The sequence below is a fragment of the Streptomyces flaveolus genome, assembly GCF_044765825.1.
GTDB classification, from domain to species: Bacteria; Actinomycetota; Actinomycetes; order Streptomycetales; family Streptomycetaceae; genus Streptomyces; species Streptomyces flaveolus.
This window is the reverse complement of record NZ_JBIWKU010000002.1, coordinates 281,281-302,424: the sequence shown is the minus strand read 5'-3', so window position 1 is coordinate 302,424 and position 21,144 is coordinate 281,281. Positions and strand designations below refer to the sequence as shown.

Genomic DNA, 21,144 nt, shown 5'->3' with positions numbered 1-21,144 from the left:
ACGCCAACGCCTTCGATCCCGAGGCCCGCGCCCGCGCTCCTGCGTGAAGGTGCGGTCCCGCACGCCGCCGTCGACGAAGTCCTGCACGAGGGCTGATCCCGGCGCTCGTGACCGGCGGCCTCCGGCCCGGTCAGCCGGCGAACGGCACACGGGCGGCATCGGCGGTGGGCGTGCCTGGCGGGGGAGTCCACAGGCCGGCCGCCGCCAACCGGGGCAGGACACCCTCGCCGAACCAGTACGCCTCCTCCAGATGCGGGTAGCCGGAGAGCACGAACTCCTCGATGCCCAGGGACGCGTACTCCTCGATCCGCTCGGCGACCTCGTCGTGGCTGCCGACCAGGGCGGTGCCCGCGCCGCCGCGCACCAGGCCGATGCCGGCCCACAGGTTGGGGTGAATCTCCAGACCGTCGCGGGCGCCGCCGTGCAGCGCCAGCATGCGCCTCTGGCCCTCGGACTCGCTGCGGGCCAGCCCTTCCTGCACCGACCGCACGGTGGACTCGTCGAACCCGGCTAGCAGGCGACTGGCCTCCGCCCACGCCTCTTCGGAGGTGTCCCGGGTGATGACGTGCAGCCGGACACCGAAACGCACGGTGCGTCCCTGGGCCGCCGCCAGCCCGCGTATCCAGGCGATCTTCTCGGCGACCTGATCCGGCGGCTCGCCCCAGGTGAGGTACACGTCGCTGTGCCGGGCCGCGATGTCGCCCGCGATCGGCGACGAACCGCCGAAGTACACCTCGGGCACCGGGTCGGGCAGCCTGGCCAGACTCGCGTCCTGGACCCGCAGATGCTCGCCGTGCGTGTCGACGGTCTTGCCCTCCCACAGTGCCCGGACGATCTCCAGGAACTCCCCGGTACGGCGGTAGCGGTCGTCCTTGCCGAGGAAGTCGCCGTAGGCGCGCTGTTCGTGGCTCTCGCCGCCGGTGACGACGTTGAGCAGGAGCCGGCCGCCCGTCTGCTGCTGGAAGGTGGCGGCCATCTGAGCGGCGAGCGTGGGGGCGGTGAGGCCGGGACGGAAGGCGACCAGGAACTTCAGCCGTTCGCTGTGCTGGGCGACCATCGCGGTGGTCAGCCAGGCGTCCTCGCACCAGGCGCCGGTCGGGGTGAGCGCTCCCTCGAAGCCCAGGTCCTCGGCAGCGCGGGCGATCTGGCTCAGATAGGCGACCGTCGGCGGCCGGCTCCGGCCCAGGGACCTGGCCGGTGTGCCGTGGCCGCCGCCGACGACATCGCGGCTGTCGCCGTTGGTGGGCAGGAACCAGTGGAAGGTGAGGGACACGTCAGTCTCCGTGGGAAGAAGCAGCGGGGCGTGCCGGCCGGGCACGCGTCGGGCGAAGGGGCGTCAGAGCAGGCCGTGGCGGGGCGGCCGGGTGCCGGTGAGGACGTGGCGTCCGATGTGCTGGATCTTCCAGCGCACCGGGTCGTGCAGGGTGTGGGTGCGGGCGTCGCGCCAGTGGCGGTGCAGATTGAGGGAGGCGAGCGCCGACCGGGTGCCGGAGACCTCGAAGAGGGCGTTGGCGACCTCCACCGCGCTCTGCGCGGCCTGGACCTTGGCGGCGGCCACGGCGATCGACGCTGCTGCCGCCGTGTCGTCGGTCAGGTCGGCGCGGGCGGTGTCCACGGCGCGCGCGGCCTCCCGCAGCAGCGCCTCGGCCGCCCGCACCCGGATGGCGAGTTCACCGAAGCGCTGGATCAGCAGCGGGTCCTCGGCGGCGGTCTCCAGACCGCTCTCGAACCAGGGGCGACTCCTCGTACGGACGAAGCCGGCCGCCTCGTCGAGCGCCCCCTGCGCGATGCCGGCGTCGATCGCGGCGTGCAGCAACTGGGCCACGGCACCGTGCAGTTGCGGCCCCTCGAAGGTGAGGTGGTGGGGCAGGACCCGGTCGGCCGGCACGAGCACGTCGTCCAGCCGTACGGTGCCGCTGGCGGTGGTCCGCTGGCCGAGGCCGTCCCAGTCGTCCACGACCGTGACGCCCGGCGCGCCGCTCGGCACGTAGGCCACGTGGAGCCGGTCGTCCTCGGCGAGGGCCAGCACGGGGATCCAGTGCGCGAACAGGGCGCCGGTGCAGTAGTCCTTGACGCCGTTCAGCAGGAAGGAGCCGTCCGGCCGGCAGGACAGGCGGGTACGGAAGTCCTGGACGTGCCGGGTGCCCGCCTCCGACTGGGCGTTGCCCAGCCGCTTGCCGGCGAGCAGCTCGGCGGAGAAGAACGCCTGCTGCTCGGCCGTGCCCTGGCGGCGGACGACGTTGACATAGGCGAAGTGGCTCTGCGGGATCTGCGCGATGCTGGCGTCGGCGGCAGCCAGCAGCCGGAAGATCTCGGCGAGGGTGGCGGCGGAGACGTCGGCACCGCCGTGCTCGGCGGGGACGGTGACGCCGAGCAGTCCGGACCGGGAGAGCCGGTCGAGTTCGGCGCGCGGCAGCCGGCGCTCGGCGTCGCGCGCGGCGGCACCCGCCCGGAAGTCCTCGGCCAGGGCGGCGGCGACCTTGAGGGCCTCGGCGTCGTCGGCGATGATGTGTGCGGTCATGACTCAGCTCGCCGAGACCAGCAGGGGCGTACGGCTCAGGGCCGCGGAGAACTGGTCGACGACCCGGGTCAGTGCCGCCGCGCCGGCCGGAGCGACGGTCACGGAGCCGTCCTCGTCCACGGTGATGTCCGTGTCCAGGGTGAACCAGCCCTGCACGATGTGCGCGGCGCCCATCGAGCTGAGCACCGGCCGCAGCGCGTAGTCGACGGCGAGAACGTGTGCGGTGGAACCGCCGGTGGCCAGCGGCAGCACGGTCTTGTCGGCCAGCGCGTACTGCGGAAGAAGGTCGAGGAGCGCCTTCAGCACCCCGGAGTAGGACGCTTTGTAGACGGGGGTTCCGACGATGACGCCGTCCGCCGCCGCGAACAGCTCGGTGGCCTCAGTGATCGCGGGATGCCGGAAGTCCGCGCCCAGCAGGGCCTCGGCGGGGATCGTACGGACGTCGAGCGGGATCACCTCGTGGCCCTGGGCGGTCAGCCTCCGGTCGAGGTGGCGCAGCAGGCGGTTGGTGCGGGAGGAGGCGGAGGGGCTGCCGGAGACGGACAGGACGGTGGCCATGGGCTTCTCGTTTCGGGAAGGCGGGGCGCCGTACCCTGGGGTGCGGCGCCCCGCGGCGGTCAGGAGTACCAGGTGGGTTCGGGCAGCGTGCCCTCGAGGACCCAGCGGCCGACCTCGTGCCGCTTGTAGGCGACGGGGTCGTGCAGGGTGTGGGTGCGGACGTTGCGCCAGAACCGGTCCAGGCCCTCGGCGGTGGTCGTGGCGCGGGCACCGGTGACCTCGAAGATCCGGCTGGAGATCTCCAGGGCGACGTCGGTGGCGCGTGCCTTGACCGCGGCCACCCGGACCTCGAACTCGCCGCGTGCCTGCTCGGTGACCGCATCGGCGTCGTCGTGCAGCCGCTGTCCCTCGGCGGCGACGGCGTCGGCGAGGGCTTCCACCGCCCACAGCTTCGCGGTGAGGTCGCCGTAGATGTCGATGACGTACGGTTCGTCGACGGCGCGGTCGTAGCCGCTGTGCAGCCATGACCGGGACTTCTCCCGGGTGTAGGTGGCCGCGGTCTGCAGGGCGCCGCCCGCGATGCCGAGGTAGAAGCTGACGAAGACCAGCTGGATCGTGGGGACGTTGAGGGTGTTGTAGACGCGGGGGACGAACTCGCCGTCGACATAGCCGGCCGCCGACGACCAGGGGGTGCGGACCCCGTCGAGTGTGACACCGCCGCTTTCGGTGAGCCGCTGGCCGATGTTGTCCCAGTCGTCGTGGAAGTTCAGGCCCGCGCTGTCGGAGGGCACGATCGCGAAGACATGCCGGTCGGAGCCTTCGAAAACGCCCTCCAGGACAGTGACGTCGGAGACCTTGCTGCCCGTGGAGAACGTCTTGCGGCCGGTGAACACCAGCTCGTCGCCGTCCTCGGTCACGACGACGTCCGTGTCCCGCGGGTTGACGGCCCCGCCGAAGAACCAGCGGTTGCGGGCGGCCTCGGCCTCGACGTGCTCCCACTGCTCCCGTGTGCCGACCAGCCGGGCCGCCCAGTTCCACAGGTAGTGGTAGCCCAGGAGCTGGCCAATGGAGCCGTCTGCCTTGGAGACCTCGCGGATCACCCGGTAGGCGGTGACCCAGTTCTCGCCCGCGCCTCCGTGCTCGACCGGGCCCAGCAGGGTGACCAGGCCGGAGTCCTTCAGCAACTGGACCTCGGCGTACGGGGTGGCACCGGCCCGGTCCCGGGCGGCGGCGTCGGTGGCGAGAACCGAGGCGACCTCGGCGGCGCGGGCGATCCACTCCTCGGCGGTCCGCGGGTGCGGACGGGTCTGCCAGTCGGGGAGGGCGGAGGTGCTCATGCGGTGACCTCTTTCGTGGTGCGGGTGGATGTGTCTCGGGTACGGGGTGGTCAGACGGGTGCGGTCGCGGCCTCCGGCTCGTCGTGGCCGAGCCGGGCCTCCAGCTCACGCACCAGCGGCAGCACCCGCTTGCCGAAGTAGGCGACCTCTTCGTGGTAGTGGAGGAAGCCGAGCAGCAGCAGGTCGACGCCGAGCTTGCGGTAGGCGACGATTCGTTCAGCCACCTGCTCAGGGGTGCCGATCAGACCGGTGCGGAAACCGTCGTTGTACTGGACGAGGTCCTCGAAGGCGGAGTTCTCCCACATGCCCTTGCCGTCGGCGGTGGACCTCCCGGCCTGCTTGACCGCGGCACCGAAGCCGTCCACGGCCTCCCGATCGGCCTTGGCGATGATCTCGCGCAGCGTGTCGCGGGCCTCGGCCTCGGTGTCCCGGGCGATGAGAAAGCCGTTGAGGCCGAACTTCGGGGCGGTGCGCCCGGCTTGGCGGGCGGCGGCGCGGACGTCGGCGAGCTGCTCGGCGACACCGTCGAAGTCCCTGCCGTTGGAGAAGTACCAGTCGGAGACCCGTCCGGCCATGGCCCGGGCCGCGGTGGAGTTGCCGCCCTGGAAGATCTCGGGGTGGGGACGCTCCGGTGTGTTGAGCGGCTTGGGTTTGAGGGAGAAGTCGCGCAGCCGGTAGAAGTCGCCGGCCAGTTCGGTGTGGTCCTCCGTCCAGATCTGGCGCAGGGCCCTGATGAACTCCTCGGCGCGCCGGTAGCGTTCGTCGTGCTCCAGCCAGGGCTCACCGAGCGCTGTGAACTCCCCCTTGAACCAGCCGCTGACGACGTTCACGGCGAAGCGGCCCTGGGAGAGATGGTCCGCGGTGGCGCCGAGCTTGGCGAGTACGCCGGGGTGCCACAGACCGGGGTGCACGGCGGCGATGACCTTGAGCCGCTCGGTGGCGAGCAGCAGGGCCAGGCTGAAGCTGGTCGACTCATGCTGGTACTCGGCCCCGTAACTGGCCATGTAGCGGACCTGACTGAGGGCGTACTCGAAGCCGTTGTTCTCGGCGAGCACGGCGAGTTCGCGATTGTATTCGTATCCCCAGTCGGTGCGTTGTTCAATGGTGCTGGTGACCAGACCGCCACTGACATTGGGGACCCAGTAGGCGAATTTCACGGGCGCGGGCATGCGGAACTCCTGTTGCGGAACATGGGAATGCACGGCTGATATGCGTGAGCTCGAGGTAGGCGAGAGACAGGGCTTACGGCGCGGATTCGCAGCAGGGGAGCCGGGCCGGCCTGTGAGGGCACGCCGCACCGGGGCCGGTCCGGTTGCTCAGGCGGTGCATGAGCCGGTCAGGCCGTGCGAACGTGGGGAAAGAAGGCGGCGGAGCGCAGATCAGGCCGCGGCGCGACAGGAGGCGCTGGAGACGCGTGCGAGGTCGACATGGCGTCGCCGCGTGAGTTCCAGTCGCTTCTTCATGCCGTCGATGGTGGCAGGCCGCCGTGCGGCCCGTCAAGGGAAACCCAACTCATTCCGCGCCGCTGACCATGGGATTTCACGAACCTGTGACAGGGAAACCCTTGAACGGCCCGTCAATTCGAATGCACGATTCCGGAATGCGGACCGAACAGCTTGAATACATAGCCGCGGTGACCCGGCTCGGCTCATTGCGCCGGGCGGCGGAGGAATTGCGTCTCTCGCAGCCCGCGCTGAGCGAGACCGTGCGGAATCTGGAGCGGGAGCTGGGCGTCGACCTCTTGGACCGCAAGCGGTCAGGGGCGACGATGAGCGCGGAGGGCAGGGAACTGCTGCCGCACATCGTCCGGGTGCTGGAGGCGGTGGACGGGCTGCGCGCCGCGGCCGGGGAGCAGCACCGGATCAGCCGCATGGTTCGGGTCGGCACGGTGAACGCGGCGACCGTGCCGCTGCTCGTGCCGGTGGTGCGGACCTTCCGGGCGGAGCACCCGCTGACCCAGGTCGAGGTGGTGGGTGCGCAGCAGACGCAGATTCAGCGGTCCTTGGCCGAGGGTGCCTTCGACCTCGGCCTCGTCAACCACCTCGAGGGTGACGACACCCCCGTCGGCATGGACTCCACCCGCCTGCTGCGAGGCCGGCCCGTGGTGTGCATGCGCCCCGACAGCCCGCTCGCCTCGCGCACCGTCGTGACGGTGCCGGAACTACTGGCCGAGCCGCTGGTCGCGATGCGCGCCGGCTATGTCATGCACCGGTTGGTGCACCGGCTCCTGGACGGCGGTGTCCCCGCCTTCTCGTACTCGACGGACGGCGCGGAGATGGGCAAGCTGATGGTGGCCGAAGGGCTCGGAGTGACCGTCCTGCCGGACTTCAGCGTGGTCGGTGACCCTCTGCAGCGGCTCGGCATCATCACCTGCCGGCCGCTCGCCGGTGACGTCCCCGGTGTTCTGCTCATGCTCCAGCGCCGCAAGGCGGTCTCCGTGCCGCAGGCCGCGCAGGACCTGCACGAGGTGTTTGTCCGCCGAGCCCGGGAACTGGAGGGCGCCGCCTGACGCCGGAACCCGCGAAACCCCGAGGCTCCCGGTCAGCCAGAGTGCCAGGGCGAGAACGCTGTCACACTCGGCTCGTCCGTAGGACCGCTCCACGTCTGCTGACGAACGAACGCGTAACTCGGTCCATGTTCCGGTCGCATCCAGCCGATACCGGCTTCGCAGTCGATGCCGCGACTGCCTCGGGGGAGCACCGGTCTCACAGGTGCACGTACATGGCTCAGGCTGAGACAGGGGTACGTGACAGGGCTGTGCGCAGCGCGAAGAAACCGAGCAAGCCGCCTGCCGCGAACCGCTGAGCGGTCATCACGCGAGGGCGGGCAGCGAGAAACCCTGACACCCGTGCTGCACCCAGCATGACCAGAGCGTTCACGGAGATTCCCACGACGATCTGCACACTGCCGAGCTGCAGCAGTTGCGCCCAGGCCGGACCCGCCTGCGGATCCATGAACTGGGGCAGAAGAGCGGCGTACAGGAGAGCGATCTTGGGGTTGAGCAGGTTGGTCAGAAGCCCCGTCGAGAACAGGCGGGCATCGGAGACGGGAGGCAGGTCCTGGGCCGGAGCGAAGGGGGAGCGGCCACCGGGCTTGAGCATGTTCCAGGCCAGGTAGGCCAGGTAGGCGGCCCCGGCGAGCTTGACCATCGTGTACGCGAGCGGCACGGCGGCGAACAACGCGGACAGGCCCGCGGCCGCAGCCAGCAGATAGCACAGAAATCCCACGGCGGTACCGCTCAGGCTGACGAGGCCCGCCCTGCGGCCTTGGGTAATCGCGCGTGAGGCGAGGTGGATCATGTTCGGTCCCGGGGTCAGGGCCATGCCCAGTTCGACCAGGGCCACTCCCCCCACTGCGGCCAGGCTGATCACTGTCAACTCCCGATTGTTTGCCGGGCATCCGATACCCGCGGGCGGTAGCCCGGCGACGGACGGCTGCGACGCATCAGCAGTGCCTGCTTCGCTTGCCTCAGGATACGGACCTGCCGTTCGGCTTCTCCGTGCACCCTCACTCCAGCCGGACAACGGGCATCAACGACTGCCTCGTGAAGGCGTCGGCGCTTTCTGAGTGACCAGCTGGACGGGTCCCGGTTACTCACCCAGGTCGGCGGGACAGAGGTCGGATGCAGATCAGGCTTGCTCCGCGCTTCCCCGGTCCGGAAGAAGGTCAGGGCCTGCACGGTGGCGGAGGGTGTCGGCTCGCCCTTGCCGTCGGCTTGATCGCCGTGGTGATGAAGTGTCCCGAGCGGGGCCCGGACGGTTTGACGTCTGGGCCCCACAGGGGGGCGTGGGTGTCAGCGCTTCATGAGAGCGAAGACGCCCCAGCTGAGGTACTCACGCCCGTAACGGGCGTAGCGGGCGGGCTCGGTAGTGAGTTCTTCCCGTACCTCGGGGGCGAGTTCGTCGTCCGGGTTGTCATCGAGCCAGCGGCGCATGCTGAGCCACTGGGCTGCGGCGTAGCGGTCCCAGCTGTTCTGGTCGGCCAGCATCATTTCCACGACGTCGTACCCGAGTTCCTGGAACCGCTCGATCAGATCGGGGAGGAGCAGGAAGTCGGCGATGGAGGTGGCGTGGCACGCCTTGGCGGTCTCCTCGTCCGGAGGGGTCTGCCGCCAGAACGGCTCGCCGATCAGCATCATTCCTCCCGGGCGGAGGCTGCGCTGGAGCAGTTGGGCCGTTCCGGCGACGCCGTTGCCGATCCAGGTGGCGCCGACGCAGGCGGCCAGATCGACCGGCTGGTCGGCGACGTGGCCGGCGGCGTCACCGTGGACGAACTCGACCCGGTCGGCAACGCCGAGCTCGGCGGCGCGGGCCTGGGCCTGCGCGGTGAAGAGCGTACTGATGTCGACCCCAGTGCCGGTGAAGCCCAGGTCGCGGGCCCAGGTGCACAGCATTTCGCCCGAGCCGCTGGCCAGGTCGAATACCCGGGTCCCAGCGGGAAGGCGCAGGGATTCGCCCAGGACGGCGAGCTTGTCCGCGGTCAGCGGATTGTGGATGCGGTGGTTGCTCTCGCGGATGGTGAAGATGCGGGGAAGGTCCATGACCAGGTTCCTTTCCGTCATGCCTTGACGTGGGGGGACTGCTTGAGGGCGCGCACCTGTCGCGAGATCTGCTTCAGGGGCCGTTCCGGCTCGGCGCGCAGGCGCGCGTCGATGCGGGAGGCGGCGTAGGTGTTCTCGCGCTGCAGTCGGTGGTAGCCGTCGAGGCGCCGCCGGGTGAGGTGGCCGTCCTCGACGGCGGCCGGCACGGCGCAGCCCGGCTCGGTGGCGTGGGCGCAGTCCGCGAAGCGGCAGTTGCGGGCCAGCTCGGCAATCTCGGCGAAGGTGTGCTCCAGGCCCTCGTCGGCGTCGTGCAGGCCGACGCCCCGCAGGCCCGGGGTGTCCAGCGGGACTCCGCCGTGGGGCAGCGGCACCAGTTCTCGCCAGGCGGTGGTGTGCCGGCCCTTGCCGTCACTGCCGCGCACCGCGCCGGTGGTCAGGAGGTCCTCGCCGAGCAGGCGGTTGCCGAGGGTGGACTTGCCCGCGCCCGAGGGCCCGAGCAGGACGACCGTGCCCGACAGGACGGCGGTCAGGGTGTCCAGGCCCTCGCCGGTGGTGGCGCTGGTGACCAGCACCACCACGCCCGGGGCTACCTCGGCCACCTCGGACGCAGTCGAAGTGGGGTCGGTGGACCGGTCGGCCTTGGTGAGCACGATCACGGGCGTGGCGCCGCTCTCCCAGGCCAGGGCGAGCATCCGCTCGATCCGCCCGAGTTTGAGCGGGTCGGCGAGGCAGACGGCCACCGCCACGGTGTCGACGTTCGCGGCCAGTACCTGGGCTTGGGAGGTGCGCGAGGAGGTGGAGCGGACCGCGGCGGTCCGGCGCTCCGGTACCTCCACCACGGTGGCGGAGGTCGCCGGGCCGGCCGGCCGGACGGCCACCCAGTCGCCGGTGCACGGCGTCAGCCGGTCACCGGTACCCAAGGAGGGGAGGACCATCGCGCGGACGGGGCCGTTCTCGGCGACGACGTCGCACAGACCGCGCTCGGCCCGCACGACACGGCCCGGGAACAGTCCCTCGTCCCTCGACGGAGCGAAGGACCGCTCACGCTCCGTGTCCCAGCCGTAGTCGACCAGAGTCAGGACATGCGAAGGACGGGGGAGAGGAGATGGGTGTGAAGCGTGTTGGTGAAACACAGTGGAGACCCTTGAGAGGGGGTCTCGCCGGACGGCAGACGTGCCGGAACCACTCCCGCGGAGGGGAGGCCGGCAGAGGAAAGGTCAGGCCGAGACCCGAGAGATGCGAACGAGTCGGGCACCGCACGCAGCGGTGGTCACCACGACCGTCATCGCGCATCTCCTCCGATCTCCAACAGTGGCCTGGTCGCCACTTCCGCAGAACCGTAGCATCTTCTGTGAACCCTCTGCGTCGGCCGGGGAACACGGGGCTGTCTCATGAACAGCGCTGTCCGGGGCAGGCTTCCTCTCCGTGCCCCAGCCGCGTGACTCGAGGCCCCGCCTTTAGCCGTGGCAGCCATTCGCCACGCCACCCACCTGCACCTACCCACGTCATCCCGGGCCGGGCCTGCCGACTCTCACAGGCTCAGCGCAGAGCGCCACTCACTCTCCCAGACTCCACGAGCGGCACCAGGCGCAAGGCACGGCTATGTTCGCAGTGCCTTGCGCGCTGACAGGCCGGGCAGGGCAAGGGCGGCTCCCGGTACCGCTGCGCCCTGGTCACGGGGCCGCCCTTCAGAACACGTCAGCCCACCGCCGACAAGCACATGGAGAGCGTCCGCCTCACCCGCTGGATGCTCTCGTGGGTGCCGACCGTCCTGCTGTGGCGGCGCATGAAGCTGCGGGAGATGCGCTCCTACGAGCAGGTGATCAAGCTGGAGCAGGAGTGCCTGGTCTACCAGGCCGGCCTCCGATCCCGCTACGGCCGGGCCTGGCGCCGCAGAGCACCCGTCGAAGCACTCATCATGTGCCGCCACAACGGCAGCCACCCATCGGTGTATCGGTCGTGCTTGGCCCACACCGACCGTGCCGGCTCCCCGAGCCGACGCAGCAGGCCGGCACGGGCATTCCCCCAATTGCTCATGAAGGATTGATACAGGGCAGAGCATCCCTTTGGGCGGCAGAATGAGCAAACGGGTGATTGCTCGAGCCTGGACCTGATCTTGGCTCCGCCGGCCGGCTGACAAACTGCCGAGCCCCTCGGCAGCTGGAGCCGCCTGAACCGGGTGTGCCGGGGTACGTGAGAGCGGAGCCGGTCCCACCATGCGGGGCTTGGTGGTGAGACTCATGCGCGGAGGAAGCTGAGGGTGTTCTCGGTGGACGTCAGGCAGGACGGGCAACGCTCGGTGTTCGCGCTGCGCGGGGAGCTCGACTACGACAGCACGGAGCAGCTGCACGAGGCCGGTGAGAAGGAGCTGGTCAAAGGGCGGGAAGCGGGGCCCGTGGTGATCGACTGTGCCGCGCTGTCGTTCTGCGACTCCTCCGGCATCAGCGCCCTGCTGCGCTTTCACCAGCAGATGTCCTCGCAGTGCCGGGCGTTGCGGCTGGCGTCGGTACCGACGAAGGTGTCCCGTTTGTTCGAGTTGACAGGTTTGGATCAGGTGTTCTCTGTACACGCCGACGTTGCCGACGCCCTGACCGCGGGCCGGCGTGAGGACGTTGCCCCCGATGCTGAAAGTCCGGCTCGGTCGAGTGAGGGGCACCGCCCATGAGGCGTGTACCGGGGCAGCAGCCCGCCTGGTCCGTGGCGGCGGGAGAACTCGGCCCTGCCCGTGGCGGGACCGAGGATGATCTCCGGACGCTGTTCGGGCAGTCACCGGCCGTGTTCGCTTCCCTGACCGGGCCGGCGCACCTGCTGGAGACGGCCAACGCCGCGTTCTTCGCCGCCATCGGCGGTGGCGAGCGCACCCGAACCGGTGTGCCGCTGGGACAGCTGATGCCGGAGCTGGTCACGCAGGGCTTCATCGCCCTGCTGGACCGGGTCTACCGCACCGGGACGCCTTACACAGGGCGCGATGCCCGGGTGGTGCTGGGCCAGGGGACGCAGGCGCGGGAGACATATTTCGACTTCACCTACGAGCCCCGCCTGGACGCTGGCGGCAACGTCATGGGCGTGCGGGTGATCGGGGTGGAGACCACCCGGGTCAAGCATGCCCAGCGGTTGACCGCGGAGCACCGTGCCCTGCTGGAGCAGATCGCCCGCCAGGCCCCGCTGCCCGAGGTGCTGGAGGGCATGGCCCGCGTCATCGAGGACCTGGCACCCGAGGAGGTGCTGGTCTCAGTGCTGCTGGCCGACGCCGACGGCCGGCACCTGCGCCACGGAGCAGCCCCGAGCCTGCCCGATTTCTACAACCAGGCCATCGACGGCATCGCCACCGGCGAGGGCGTGGGCTCCTGCGGCACAGCCGCGTACCGCCGCCAACCGGTCATCGTCACCTACATCGCCACCGACACCTTCTGGGACGACTTCCGCGACCTGGCCGACAGGGTCGGTCTGGCCGCCTGCTGGTCCACTCCGATCCTCGCCCGGGACGGCTCGCTGCTGGGTACCTTCGCGATGTACCACCGCGTCCCGCGCGCACCGCAGGAGGCCGACCTCGCCCTCGCGCGCGTCTTCGCCGGCACCGCCGCCCTCGCCATAGAACGCCACCAAGCCGAACAGGCACGCCAAGCGGCTGAGGCCCGGGAGAAGGCCGCCCGCGATGACCTCGCCTTCCTGCTGGAGACCAGCACCGCCCTGGCCACCGACCTGGACGCCACCCAAACCCTGACGCGCCTGGCCGCCTCCTGTGTGCCGAAACTGGCACCTCTGTGCGCCGTCGACGTCATCAAGGGCGGACGGGTGCACCGGATTTCCACCGCCGCCCCCACCAGAGATCAGCAGGACCTGCTGGCTTCCCACATCCCGGTCTACGACGCGGCCGACGACGCCGTCGCCCGCGTGCTGGCCTCGGGCATCAGCGAGGTCGCCCGCCGCGCCCCCACCGGGCCCGGCCCCTGGCACGACCTCGGCGTCACCGGTTACCTGTGCGTCCCCCTGATGAACCGCGGCAGTGCCTTCGGCGCCGTGACCCTCCTGTCCACCGGTGAGCACACCTTCGACGGTCACACCGTCGCTCTGGCCGAAGAACTCGCCCGCCGCGCGGCCTCCTCCGCCCACAACGCCCGTCAGTACACCTACCGCGCCGCCCTGGCTCGCGACCTCCAGGCCGGCCTCCTCCTGCCCGAACTGCCTACGGTCCCGGGAGCCGAGGTCGCCACCTACTACCACCCCGCCGGCGAAGGACTTGACATCGGCGGCGACTTCTACGACGTCTTCCCCCTCGACGGCGGCCGCTGGGCATTCATGCTCGGCGACGTCTGCGGACGCGGCGCCATCGCCGCCACCACCACCGCCCTGGTCCGCCACACCGCCCGCGCCATCGCCCCCGTCAGGCCCGGCCCCGAAGACGTCGTCAAGGCCGTCAACCGGGCCCTGCTCAACCGTCCCGGCAGCCATGGCACCGGCTTCGTCACTCTCGTCTACGGCCAGCTCACCCCCACCCCTGACGGCCTGGACATCGAACTCGTCCGCGCCGGCCATACCCTTCCCCTCCACCTCGACGCCCACACCGCCCACCCTGTGGACACACCCGGCTCCCTGCTCGGTATCGCCCCCGACCCCCAGGTCACCTCCCATCGGCTGCAACTGCGCCCGCACGAGAGCCTGTTGCTCTACACCGACGGCATCACCGAAGCCCGCGACGCAAGGGGTGAGCAGTTCGGGGAGCAACGACTCGTCGACGCCCTGACCAACGTCCTGCATCAGCCCGGCGCTCAGAACGTCATCCACGCTCTGACCAGCGCCGTGTACACCTTCACCGGCGGCCACGACATCGACGATGACCAAGCCGTCCTCGTCCTGACCGCCACCTGACCTCGCACCGGGTCGCCGGCCCGGCCGAAGAGCACGACCGGCGTCACCAACGGGCGGCCCGGGCCGCTGATTCACGCGCCGCGGTATGGAAAAAGCAGGCGCAGACGCTTGTTCGTGCCGGGCGGCCGTTCGGGTCCGGACCGACGCGGCTTGGGCGCTCTGGAGCAGGACGGGGCATTGTGGCTGGCGGACCAGGAACGCCGTCAGTCGTTCGGTGCCGGTCGGCCTCTCCTGGGCGGCGCGGCGGGCAACGGTCGGGCTGGACATGGTGCTGCAGTGCATCGTGCCCGTCGGTGCGGCCCTCAGGGCGTGAGGACGACCTTCTCGCAGTGGTCCTTCTTGTTCTTGAACAGGTCGTAGCCGGTCGGTGCCTCGGTCAGGGGCAGCCGGTGGGTGATGACCCGGGTGGGGTCGATCTTGCCCGGCTCGATCAGGCCCAGCAGCGGTTTCATGTACTTGTGCACATGGCACTGTCCGGTGCGCAGGGTCAGTGACCTGTTCATCCAGGCCCCCGCCGGGAACTTGTCGATCAGTCCGCCGTAGACGCCGATGACCGACACCACGCCTCCGCTGCGGCAGGACATGATGGTCTGGCGCAGGGCGTGTGGCCGGTCGGTCTCGGAGCGGACCGCCTGCTTGGCACGGTCGTAGAGGTGGACGTGGGAGGCACCGTGTGTAGCCTCCAAGCCGACCGCGTCGATGCACTTGTCGGGGCCCCGGCCGCCAGTGAGTTCGAGCAGTGCCGACCGTACGTCGGTGTCCTCGAAGTTGATGGTGGTGTAGCCCTGGGCGGCGGCCATGTCGAGCCGGTAGGTCTCCTTGTCGATCGCGATGACCTTCTCCGCGCCCAGGGCGCGAGCGCTGTCCATGGCGAACTGGCCGACCGGACCGGCGCCCCAGACGGCGACGACGTCACCTTCCTGGATGTCGCACATGTCGGCACCCATGTATCCGGTCGGCAGGATGTCGGACAGGAACAGCACCTGCTCGTCGGTGAGGTCCGACTCGATCTTGAGGGCGTTGGCGTCGGCGAGCACCACGCGGGCGTACTCGGCCTGGCCACCGGCGAAGCCGCCGGTGAGGTGGGAGTAGCCGTAGATGCCGGCGGTGGGGTGGCCGAAGAGCTTTTCCGAGATGCCGGCGTTGGGGTTGGTGTTCTCGCAGCACGAGTACAGCTCCGCGTGGCAGGACGCGCAGGCGCCGCAGGCGATGGGGAAGGGCACGACGACCCGGTCGCCGACGCGCAGTTTGCCGTCGCTGATGCCGGGGCCGAGCTCGACGACCTCCCCCATGAACTCGTGGCCCAGAATGTCGCCTTTTTCCATGGTGGGGACGTAGCCGTCGACCAGGTGAAGGTCAGAGCCGCAGATCGCCGTCGAGGTGATTTTCACGATGGCGTCGCGGCTGTTCAGGATCGACGGTTCGGGGACGTTCTGCACCTCGACCGAGTTGCGTCCCGTCCAGCAGTTGGCCTTCATGCCAGGGCCTCCTTCAGCTCGTCCTCGGTCAGTGGTCGGGCCGGGTGCTGCGGGAACTCCCCGCGGGCCCGCTTGCCGCCGGGTGCGCCCTCGGAGCGGACGACCTCGCCGGTTTCCGCGATCTGCTTGAAGCGGCGCAGGTCGTCGTCCAGCTGCTGGTGCGGTTCCTCGCCGAAGTAGCGCGCCGCGGCCTTGCCCAGCGCCCCGCCGGGCAGGTCGTAACGCAGAGTTACCCGTACCTCCGTGCCCCGGCCGCCGGGGGCGGGCACGAAGCGGACCTCGCCGGAGTTGTCGATGTCGGCACCGTCCACCGATCGCCAGGCGATCAGCCGGCCGGGGACGTCCTGGGTGGTTTCGGCGTCCCATTCGACCGCCTTGCCGAACGGCGCGCCGGCCCGCCAGTGGCTGGTACGCGGGCCGGTGACACGCACCTCGTCCAGGTGCCCCATGAAGCGCGGCAGGCGCTCCAGGTCGCTCCAGAGGGCGTAGACCTCGTCCGGGGATTGGGATGACGGTGGTGGCCGAGGTCAGTTCCATGGGGGTGCTCCTACGAGTGCGGGTCACGGCCGCGTAGACGTCCGTGGCCGTGATGGCGGTGACCGCGGCCGTTGCGGCAACGGTGCGGCCCAGGCCGCGACCGTTGTGGTTCCGCAGGGCCCGGGTCAGCATCGTCAGATCCATGAGATCGCCGCCGACGCGGCCCCAGAGCCAGACGGGATGCGGCCGGCCCAGCAGCCCGGTCGCCGCCGCCAGTTCGCGCACACCGACGGCGGTCGTGGCCGAGCGGTGCCGGAATTTGCCGTCCACACCCAACGCCCGGGCGAAGCCCGCCGGGGCGGCGACCTGAGGCACGCCCAGCATCGCACTGGCCCAGCCGAGGCTCCGGACGAGCGGATCGTGTCGTAGGCGGGAGGTGGAACGGGTGTCTGTCTTCATGAGTGCTCCCCACGTGCGGCGAGGTGAACGGAAGGCGGGCTCTTGAGTGAAAAGGTGCAGCGCGCATGGCGGACAACGCCGAGTTTCCGCGTCGCCCACATCCAACCCTCAGCTCCCGTCACCGGATGCGCGCAGCCGTACGGTCGCGGCGCGGACATGACCCGCACCCTGGGCTCGACGAACGCTCTCTCGTACGAGTACGCGCCGGTCAAGCTGGGCGCCAGGTCCGCCATCCGTCCTACCGGGCCGGACGCGGTCGATCGCCGCTGCAGGTATGGCAGGAGCGCAGGCGACGATGGTCTGTCCCACCCCGGCCGAAGCCGGCATCGGGCTCCACTTGTCGGCCGGCCGGTCCTGGAGCTTTCACCGCTTGTGGCCGGCGCGCGCTGGGTGGGCTGATGTCGGTCGTGGAGGGCCAAGACCATATCCCCGCGCTGACCGCCGGCCGCAGCGCCGCCTGGGAGCTGCTGCTGATCTCCCGCTGGGAACCCCACTCGTCACAGTGCCGCCCCTGCTCGTACGGCTGCTCGCGGGTCCGGTCGAACATCAGCCCGCCCGGTTATCCGGCGCGTAGTAGTCGGAGATTGATTGGGGCTGTCTGGCAGTGGTCTGCGCAGTGATCGCGGCCGTCAAGGGGCGGGCCCTGTTCGACTGACGGTCACACCTGACCGCGCCCCGAGCGAGGGACCAGCATGCGACCCGGACACCGGAAACAGATACGCACTGGCCCGCCCCCCCCGGCACATAAGGCGCGGCTACCAGTTGGGGGGCACGTCGGATCCGAAGCCACCACCGGCCGGGCGCTTCTCGAGGTGGAGATGAGGGCCGTTGGCGTTCCCGGTGTGGCCGACTTCTCCGACCTTCTGGCCGGCCTTGACCGAACCCCCGGTCACGGTCCGATCGGAGAGGTGGCAGTACCAGTAGTCGAATCCGCCGGCACGCAGCACGAGGAAGTCGCCGAAACTCTTGTCGTGCCCGATGCGGACTGTGCCGCTGAGTACGGCGACGCACGACTTGCCCTGCGGAGCGGCGTAGTCCGCGCCGGTGTGGTACCCCAGGCTCCAACGAGAACGAGGTCCCTTCATGCGATAGGGCGTGGTGACACCGTGTCCGGGTACGGGAGATGCGACGCCTCTGCCGGAGGGCACGGTCGTGGTTGCAGGGACGTGCAGCTTGTCCCAAGAGGTCTTGCCGGGAATGCCGTCGGCGTCGGCGCCTTCGAACTTGAGCTTGCGCTGCCATGCGGCGAACGACTGTCGATCGACATCGGTCCACTCGGGACCAGGGCCTGTCCGGTACTTCCCGCATCCTTCTGCCACCAGGCGCCTGCCCATGGCGGTGATCACGGGACTCTTCTGTCCCTTGTGAAAGAATGCCGTTCCGGGGAACGGTACTTGTGTCGCCATCACCCTGTCTCCTTTCAGTACGGGGCCGGATCAAGGTGCGGATTCGCCTGTTGTACACGCGCGATGTCGCCGTACCGGCGCCAGATGTAGTTGATGGATGCCGCGACGTTGGCCACCGGATCGTAGATCCGGTCGGACGTGCCCACCTGGTGGTTCTCAGCGAACGTATCGGGAATCACCTGGGCGTAACCGCGTGAGCAGTTGAGCTTGGCGCCGTCCGACTGCACCGGGCCTGTCGCGTTTGTGTCGCTCACGTTCACGGCATTCGGCCGGAAGGACGACTCGCGGAACATGAGAGTGAGCAGGTTCGCTCCGTTGCCGACCCCCGTAACCCAATCCCTCGGCGCACCGGTCATGTCGCATGCCTGCTCGGCGAACGCGCGAGCCGTATCTTCATCGACGGCCACTCCCGAGTTCTTCGAGAAGCGCACCGAACTCCTGGCGATGGCCCCGGGATGCCGGCAGTCCACAGTGAACCCGGATCTGGCGCCGAGCTTGGCCAGTGAGGAGCAACCGGGGTATCCGTCGGCAGCCGATCCGGTGAATCCCAGCATGCGCTGCCACGCCGCGTAGGCCGATCTCGTCTCCTCGCCGAAGGACCCGGTGGCACCCGCGGGGATACTCACCCCGGCTGCGATCAACGCCACTTGAGTGGCCTTGACGTCGTCGTTGCGTTTGCCGAACCGTACGTTGGAGAGAGCAACCATGATGCCTCCCTCAAGCGCTGGAGGTCAGGGCGTACTGGTTGGCACGGCAGGGCGCCTGCCTGAAAGCTGTATACGTTTCAATAACGACGAGCCGCCTACCGTCACGTTCACCCCTATTCCACTTTGCGCCTCAGGGAAACCACTCGCAAACTTCCGTGACGGCTTCCGCGCGCGGGTGCTCACGGCCTTGGGCTTCGCGCCCGAGGACGCGGGCGTCCCCGGCATCCAAGATGGTCTGGCGGGAGGCCTCGGCGCCATGGACCTCGGCCAGATGCGGCTGGCCTTCGCCGGTGGTCAGGCCCTCGCCGGTCGTCAGGGGTCTCGCCGGCGGTCAGGCCCTTCGCGGCCCGCGAGATCACCATCTCGTCGACACGGGTCAGGCGCTTCTGCCGCTTCTTGACGATTTTCGGTTCGAACGAGCCGCAGGCCCTGGCGGTCGACGACGAGGTGACTCTTCGATCCCTTCTTGCCGCGGTCGGTCGGATTCGGTCCTGTAAGTCGCCTCCTTCGATCGCGCACCGCGACCGGTCCAGCTCGCCCCGGGCACCGAGTTCGTCCAGGACCAGGCGGTGGAGTTCGGCCCACACCCGGGCCTCGGTCCACTCGGTGAACCGCCGGAAGGCGGTGACCCCCGGCAGACCGAAGCCCGGTGGCCATCGCGGTGACCGCACGGTCGGCCGGCCCGGCCATGAGCAGCGGCCGCCGTCCCCCCTCAGAAGGTGACCGTCTCGCCCTTCGGCTCGGCTTGCCGGGCGGTGTAGGAAACGCCATGGACCTTGAGGCCGTCAGGGCCGAGAAGGGTGATGGCCCCTCCGCGGTCGCCCAGGTGGAAGTCACCGGCACCGGGAACGGTCAGGGTCCCGCCGGGTTGAAGACTGACATCGGGCAGGGGGAGCTTGCGCTTCTCCTGATCCGCGAGCTGCCAGTCCGTGAGGCGGACGGGGGTGCGGGAGGTGTTGATCAGGGTGACGGTTTCGCTCTCCTGCCCAGGACCGAGGGGATCGGCCAGGGCAGCCACGATCCGCACGGGGCCTCGCCCCTCGTCGGTGCGGCGGGGGACGGTCTCGATGGCGTGACCGGTGATGTCGTCCGTATGCCACGCCTGGGATTGGAAGGCCAGGAAGATCCCGATCCAACGGGACTCTCCGGGCAGGTGCAGCAGGAGTCCGCCGTCCTGCCAGACCCCGTCGTCGCCGTGGAACCGGCCGCTGTTGCCCTGGTTCATGTGGATGTCGTGGACGCCATTGCCGGGCTCGAACCCGAAGATCTTGTCGGGCTTGCCCTCTTCGCGGGCCCAACGCTGACCGAAGGCGTACAGGCAGATGGCGCGGTCGTTGATGGCCCGCTGGATGTAGTGGTCCAGCAGGTCGGCGAGGTCGTTGTCAGGACCCGGCAGGTCCGGAGGCAGCAACCGCATCTTGGCGGGGTCGAACAAGTTGCCGCGGATGAAGTCGAGGCCTGCCGCTCCTGGCCGGGACCGCAGGCCGGTCCAGCCGCTGCCGGCGACCGGGAGCATGTCGGTGAGCGGATGGTGGAAGTCGTCGTCGGCCAGGTACAACAGCTCCGAAGGGGCCTGCTGTGACTGCACATTGACGGCAGCGCGGTAGTGCGTGTCCGCGTCGTCGACAAGGTGGACCTGGTAGTGCGGAGTGTCACTGTGCCCTTCCCGGAGCCTGGCGACAACGTGGGCGGCCAGCACTCCGTACTGCTTCAGTGGCATATGAATCACTTTTCTCTCCTCCGGCCGTCCCGGTCCCAGGCCGGCACCCCGGCGTGCGGGGCGAGACGTCAGGGGAAGCGCAGTACGGCCAGGATCGGAGCATGGTCGGAGGCGGGTGCGTCCCGCCGTTCCGAGGGGTCTTCGCCGACCGAGGGCAGCGACTGCTCGGGGCGCTCGTTGCCGGTGAAGACGCGTTCGACCCGGTCCAGCAGGGCGCGGCTGACCAGGATGTGGTCGATCAGCTCGGGCTGTCCGTCCTGGACGCGGGAGTAACGCTGATCCTCGGGAATGAGGGGGCAGAGGTTCCACAGCCGCGCCTCGTCCCCCCGATCGGGGTGTTTGAAGCCGGAGGTGCTGATCTGGGAGCCGGGCGGGCCAAGGAGGATCTGCGTTGTGGCTGCGGCCGGCTCGTCATTGAAGTCCCCCATGACGGCGACCATTCGCGTACCGCCATCCCCGTCGAGCAGGCGGTCTGCCGCGGCGCGAACGGTCATGGCCTCGGCGCCGCGCCGGAACAGGGCGTATCCGGCGTAGCGGGCCCGTTCACCTTCGTCACGGGGGACGAACCGGTGCCCCGGGAACGTCAGCAGCTTGGACTTCAGATGGCAGACGACCGCGTGCAGTTCGCTGCCCGGGGCCGGCGAGACGCTCACGGCGAGCGCTCCCCGGCCTGCCCGGTGGCTGGGCTCTCCGTCATCACCGCTTTGGAGCGGGGCGACCTGCGAAGGAAACTCGTTGATGTCCGCGACGGGTGTCAAGGGCGACCGGCTGAGAAAACCCACCCGGATTCCGCGCCCGTCCGCATGCTCCGACAGAGCGACGTGCCATTCGCCGTCGAGGGCATCGGCCAGGTCGCCGAGCGCCAGCGGGTCGCCGACCTCCTGCACTCCGAGCAGGTCAGGGCCGAGTCGGCCGACGGTATCGGCCAGGGTCTCCAGCTTCGCCTCGTATGCAGCGCGATCTCGGGGCCCGAACCGTCCGCCGGGCCGGTACAGGTTCTCCAGGTTCCACGTGCCGATGACTGCCATGTTCCTGTCCTTGTGCTCTCATCCTGGTGCTGTTCCACCGATGCGGTTGTCGGGTGAGGTGCGCCGAACCGCGACGCAGGCTGCCGCCTCCACGGCGTCGGCTC

The 21,144-nt window shown here is 69.7% G+C and carries 17 protein-coding genes and 4 pseudogenes; 4 read left to right on the top strand and 17 right to left on the bottom strand.

Annotation, left to right across the window (positions count from 1 at the left end; all coding sequences use genetic code 11):
- Positions 1–130 precede the first annotated feature (130 nt).
- The 6 genes from ACIRG6_RS06605 to ACIRG6_RS06580 all read right to left on the bottom strand — a co-directional run bounded on the left by ACIRG6_RS06605 (position 131) and on the right by ACIRG6_RS06580 (position 5,819).
- Positions 131–1,273, bottom strand: coding sequence for an LLM class flavin-dependent oxidoreductase (locus ACIRG6_RS06605; protein ID WP_403321221.1), 1,143 nt, complete (start codon positions 1,271–1,273; stop codon positions 131–133).
- A 63-nt stretch (positions 1,274–1,336) separates the two neighbouring features.
- On the bottom strand, positions 1,337–2,521 hold the full coding sequence (locus tag ACIRG6_RS06600) for an SfnB family sulfur acquisition oxidoreductase (protein ID WP_403321219.1): 1,185 nt from the start codon (positions 2,519–2,521) through the stop codon (positions 1,337–1,339).
- Between the two features lie 3 nt (positions 2,522–2,524).
- A complete protein-coding gene (gene ssuE, locus ACIRG6_RS06595) occupies positions 2,525–3,079 on the bottom strand; it encodes an NADPH-dependent FMN reductase (protein WP_403321216.1) in 555 nt (184 codons plus the stop codon).
- 59 nt (positions 3,080–3,138) lie between these two features.
- Positions 3,139–4,356, bottom strand: a complete 1,218-nt coding sequence (locus tag ACIRG6_RS06590; RefSeq protein WP_403321214.1) for an acyl-CoA dehydrogenase family protein — start codon at positions 4,354–4,356, stop codon at positions 3,139–3,141.
- 50 nt (positions 4,357–4,406) lie between these two features.
- Positions 4,407–5,525 (bottom strand): dimethylsulfone monooxygenase SfnG, encoded by a 1,119-nt coding sequence (gene sfnG, locus ACIRG6_RS06585; RefSeq protein WP_403321211.1) that lies wholly within the window; start codon positions 5,523–5,525, stop codon positions 4,407–4,409.
- 210 nt (positions 5,526–5,735) lie between these two features.
- Positions 5,736–5,819: a putative leader peptide gene (locus ACIRG6_RS06580; protein WP_350720278.1), complete on the bottom strand. Its 84-nt coding sequence runs from the start codon at positions 5,817–5,819 to the stop codon at positions 5,736–5,738.
- Positions 5,820–5,956: 137 nt separating this feature from the next.
- On the opposite strand from ACIRG6_RS06580, the gene ACIRG6_RS06575 reads away from it, so the two are divergent.
- The gene (locus ACIRG6_RS06575; RefSeq protein ID WP_403321209.1) at positions 5,957–6,865 is read left to right on the top strand and encodes a LysR family transcriptional regulator; all 909 of its coding nucleotides are present in this window, start codon (positions 5,957–5,959) and stop codon (positions 6,863–6,865) included.
- Positions 6,866–7,082: 217 nt separating this feature from the next.
- Here ACIRG6_RS06575 and ACIRG6_RS06570 read toward each other — a convergent pair whose 3' ends face one another.
- The 3 genes from ACIRG6_RS06570 to rsgA all read right to left on the bottom strand — a co-directional run bounded on the left by ACIRG6_RS06570 (position 7,083) and on the right by rsgA (position 9,888).
- Positions 7,083–7,727 carry a LysE family translocator gene (locus ACIRG6_RS06570; protein ID WP_403321206.1) on the bottom strand — a complete coding sequence of 215 codons (645 nt, stop codon included), beginning with the start codon at positions 7,725–7,727 and terminating at the stop codon, positions 7,083–7,085.
- Between the two features lie 422 nt (positions 7,728–8,149).
- Positions 8,150–8,896, bottom strand: coding sequence for an SAM-dependent methyltransferase (locus ACIRG6_RS06565; RefSeq protein WP_403321203.1), 747 nt, complete (start codon positions 8,894–8,896; stop codon positions 8,150–8,152).
- Between the two features lie 17 nt (positions 8,897–8,913).
- Positions 8,914–9,888 (bottom strand): ribosome small subunit-dependent GTPase A, encoded by a 975-nt coding sequence (gene rsgA, locus ACIRG6_RS06560; RefSeq protein WP_403321201.1) that lies wholly within the window; start codon positions 9,886–9,888, stop codon positions 8,914–8,916.
- Between the two features lie 713 nt (positions 9,889–10,601).
- Here rsgA and ACIRG6_RS06555 point away from each other — a divergent pair.
- The 3 genes and pseudogenes from ACIRG6_RS06555 to ACIRG6_RS06545 form a co-directional block, all read left to right on the top strand.
- Positions 10,602–10,910, top strand: a pseudogene (locus ACIRG6_RS06555) (DUF2637 domain-containing protein); the annotation flags it as partial.
- 246 nt (positions 10,911–11,156) lie between these two features.
- Positions 11,157–11,561, top strand: a complete 405-nt coding sequence (locus ACIRG6_RS06550) for an STAS domain-containing protein (protein WP_403321199.1) — start codon at positions 11,157–11,159, stop codon at positions 11,559–11,561.
- Positions 11,558–13,765, top strand: coding sequence for a SpoIIE family protein phosphatase (locus tag ACIRG6_RS06545; protein WP_403321197.1), 2,208 nt, complete (start codon positions 11,558–11,560; stop codon positions 13,763–13,765). The genes ACIRG6_RS06550 and ACIRG6_RS06545 overlap by 4 nt, the downstream gene beginning before the upstream one ends.
- A gap of 302 nt (positions 13,766–14,067) precedes the next feature.
- On the opposite strand, the gene ACIRG6_RS06540 is transcribed toward ACIRG6_RS06545, so the two are convergent.
- From ACIRG6_RS06540 to ACIRG6_RS06505, 8 genes and pseudogenes are all read right to left on the bottom strand, one after another.
- Positions 14,068–15,243, bottom strand: coding sequence for a zinc-dependent alcohol dehydrogenase (locus ACIRG6_RS06540; protein ID WP_403321194.1), 1,176 nt, complete (start codon positions 15,241–15,243; stop codon positions 14,068–14,070).
- Positions 15,240–15,692, bottom strand: a complete 453-nt coding sequence (locus ACIRG6_RS06535; protein ID WP_403321191.1) for an SRPBCC family protein — start codon at positions 15,690–15,692, stop codon at positions 15,240–15,242. The genes ACIRG6_RS06540 and ACIRG6_RS06535 overlap by 4 nt, the downstream gene beginning before the upstream one ends.
- A gap of 1,242 nt (positions 15,693–16,934) precedes the next feature.
- A pseudogene (locus ACIRG6_RS06530) lies at positions 16,935–17,219 on the bottom strand (M23 family metallopeptidase); the annotation flags it as partial.
- Positions 17,220–17,339: 120 nt separating this feature from the next.
- Positions 17,340–17,570, bottom strand: a pseudogene (locus ACIRG6_RS06525) (peptidoglycan-binding protein); the annotation flags it as partial.
- Between the two features lie 29 nt (positions 17,571–17,599).
- Complete coding sequence (locus tag ACIRG6_RS06520) at positions 17,600–18,292, bottom strand: transglycosylase SLT domain-containing protein (protein WP_403321189.1); 693 nt, start codon at positions 18,290–18,292, stop codon at positions 17,600–17,602.
- Between the two features lie 417 nt (positions 18,293–18,709).
- Positions 18,710–18,948: pseudogene (locus ACIRG6_RS06515) on the bottom strand (IS5/IS1182 family transposase); the annotation flags it as partial.
- 56 nt (positions 18,949–19,004) lie between these two features.
- The gene (locus ACIRG6_RS06510; RefSeq protein ID WP_403321187.1) at positions 19,005–20,012 is read right to left on the bottom strand and encodes a DUF2278 family protein; all 1,008 of its coding nucleotides are present in this window, start codon (positions 20,010–20,012) and stop codon (positions 19,005–19,007) included.
- A 68-nt stretch (positions 20,013–20,080) separates the two neighbouring features.
- Positions 20,081–21,040 carry an endonuclease/exonuclease/phosphatase family protein gene (locus ACIRG6_RS06505; RefSeq protein ID WP_403321184.1) on the bottom strand — a complete coding sequence of 320 codons (960 nt, stop codon included), beginning with the start codon at positions 21,038–21,040 and terminating at the stop codon, positions 20,081–20,083.
- Between the last annotated feature and the right edge of the window lie 104 nt (positions 21,041–21,144).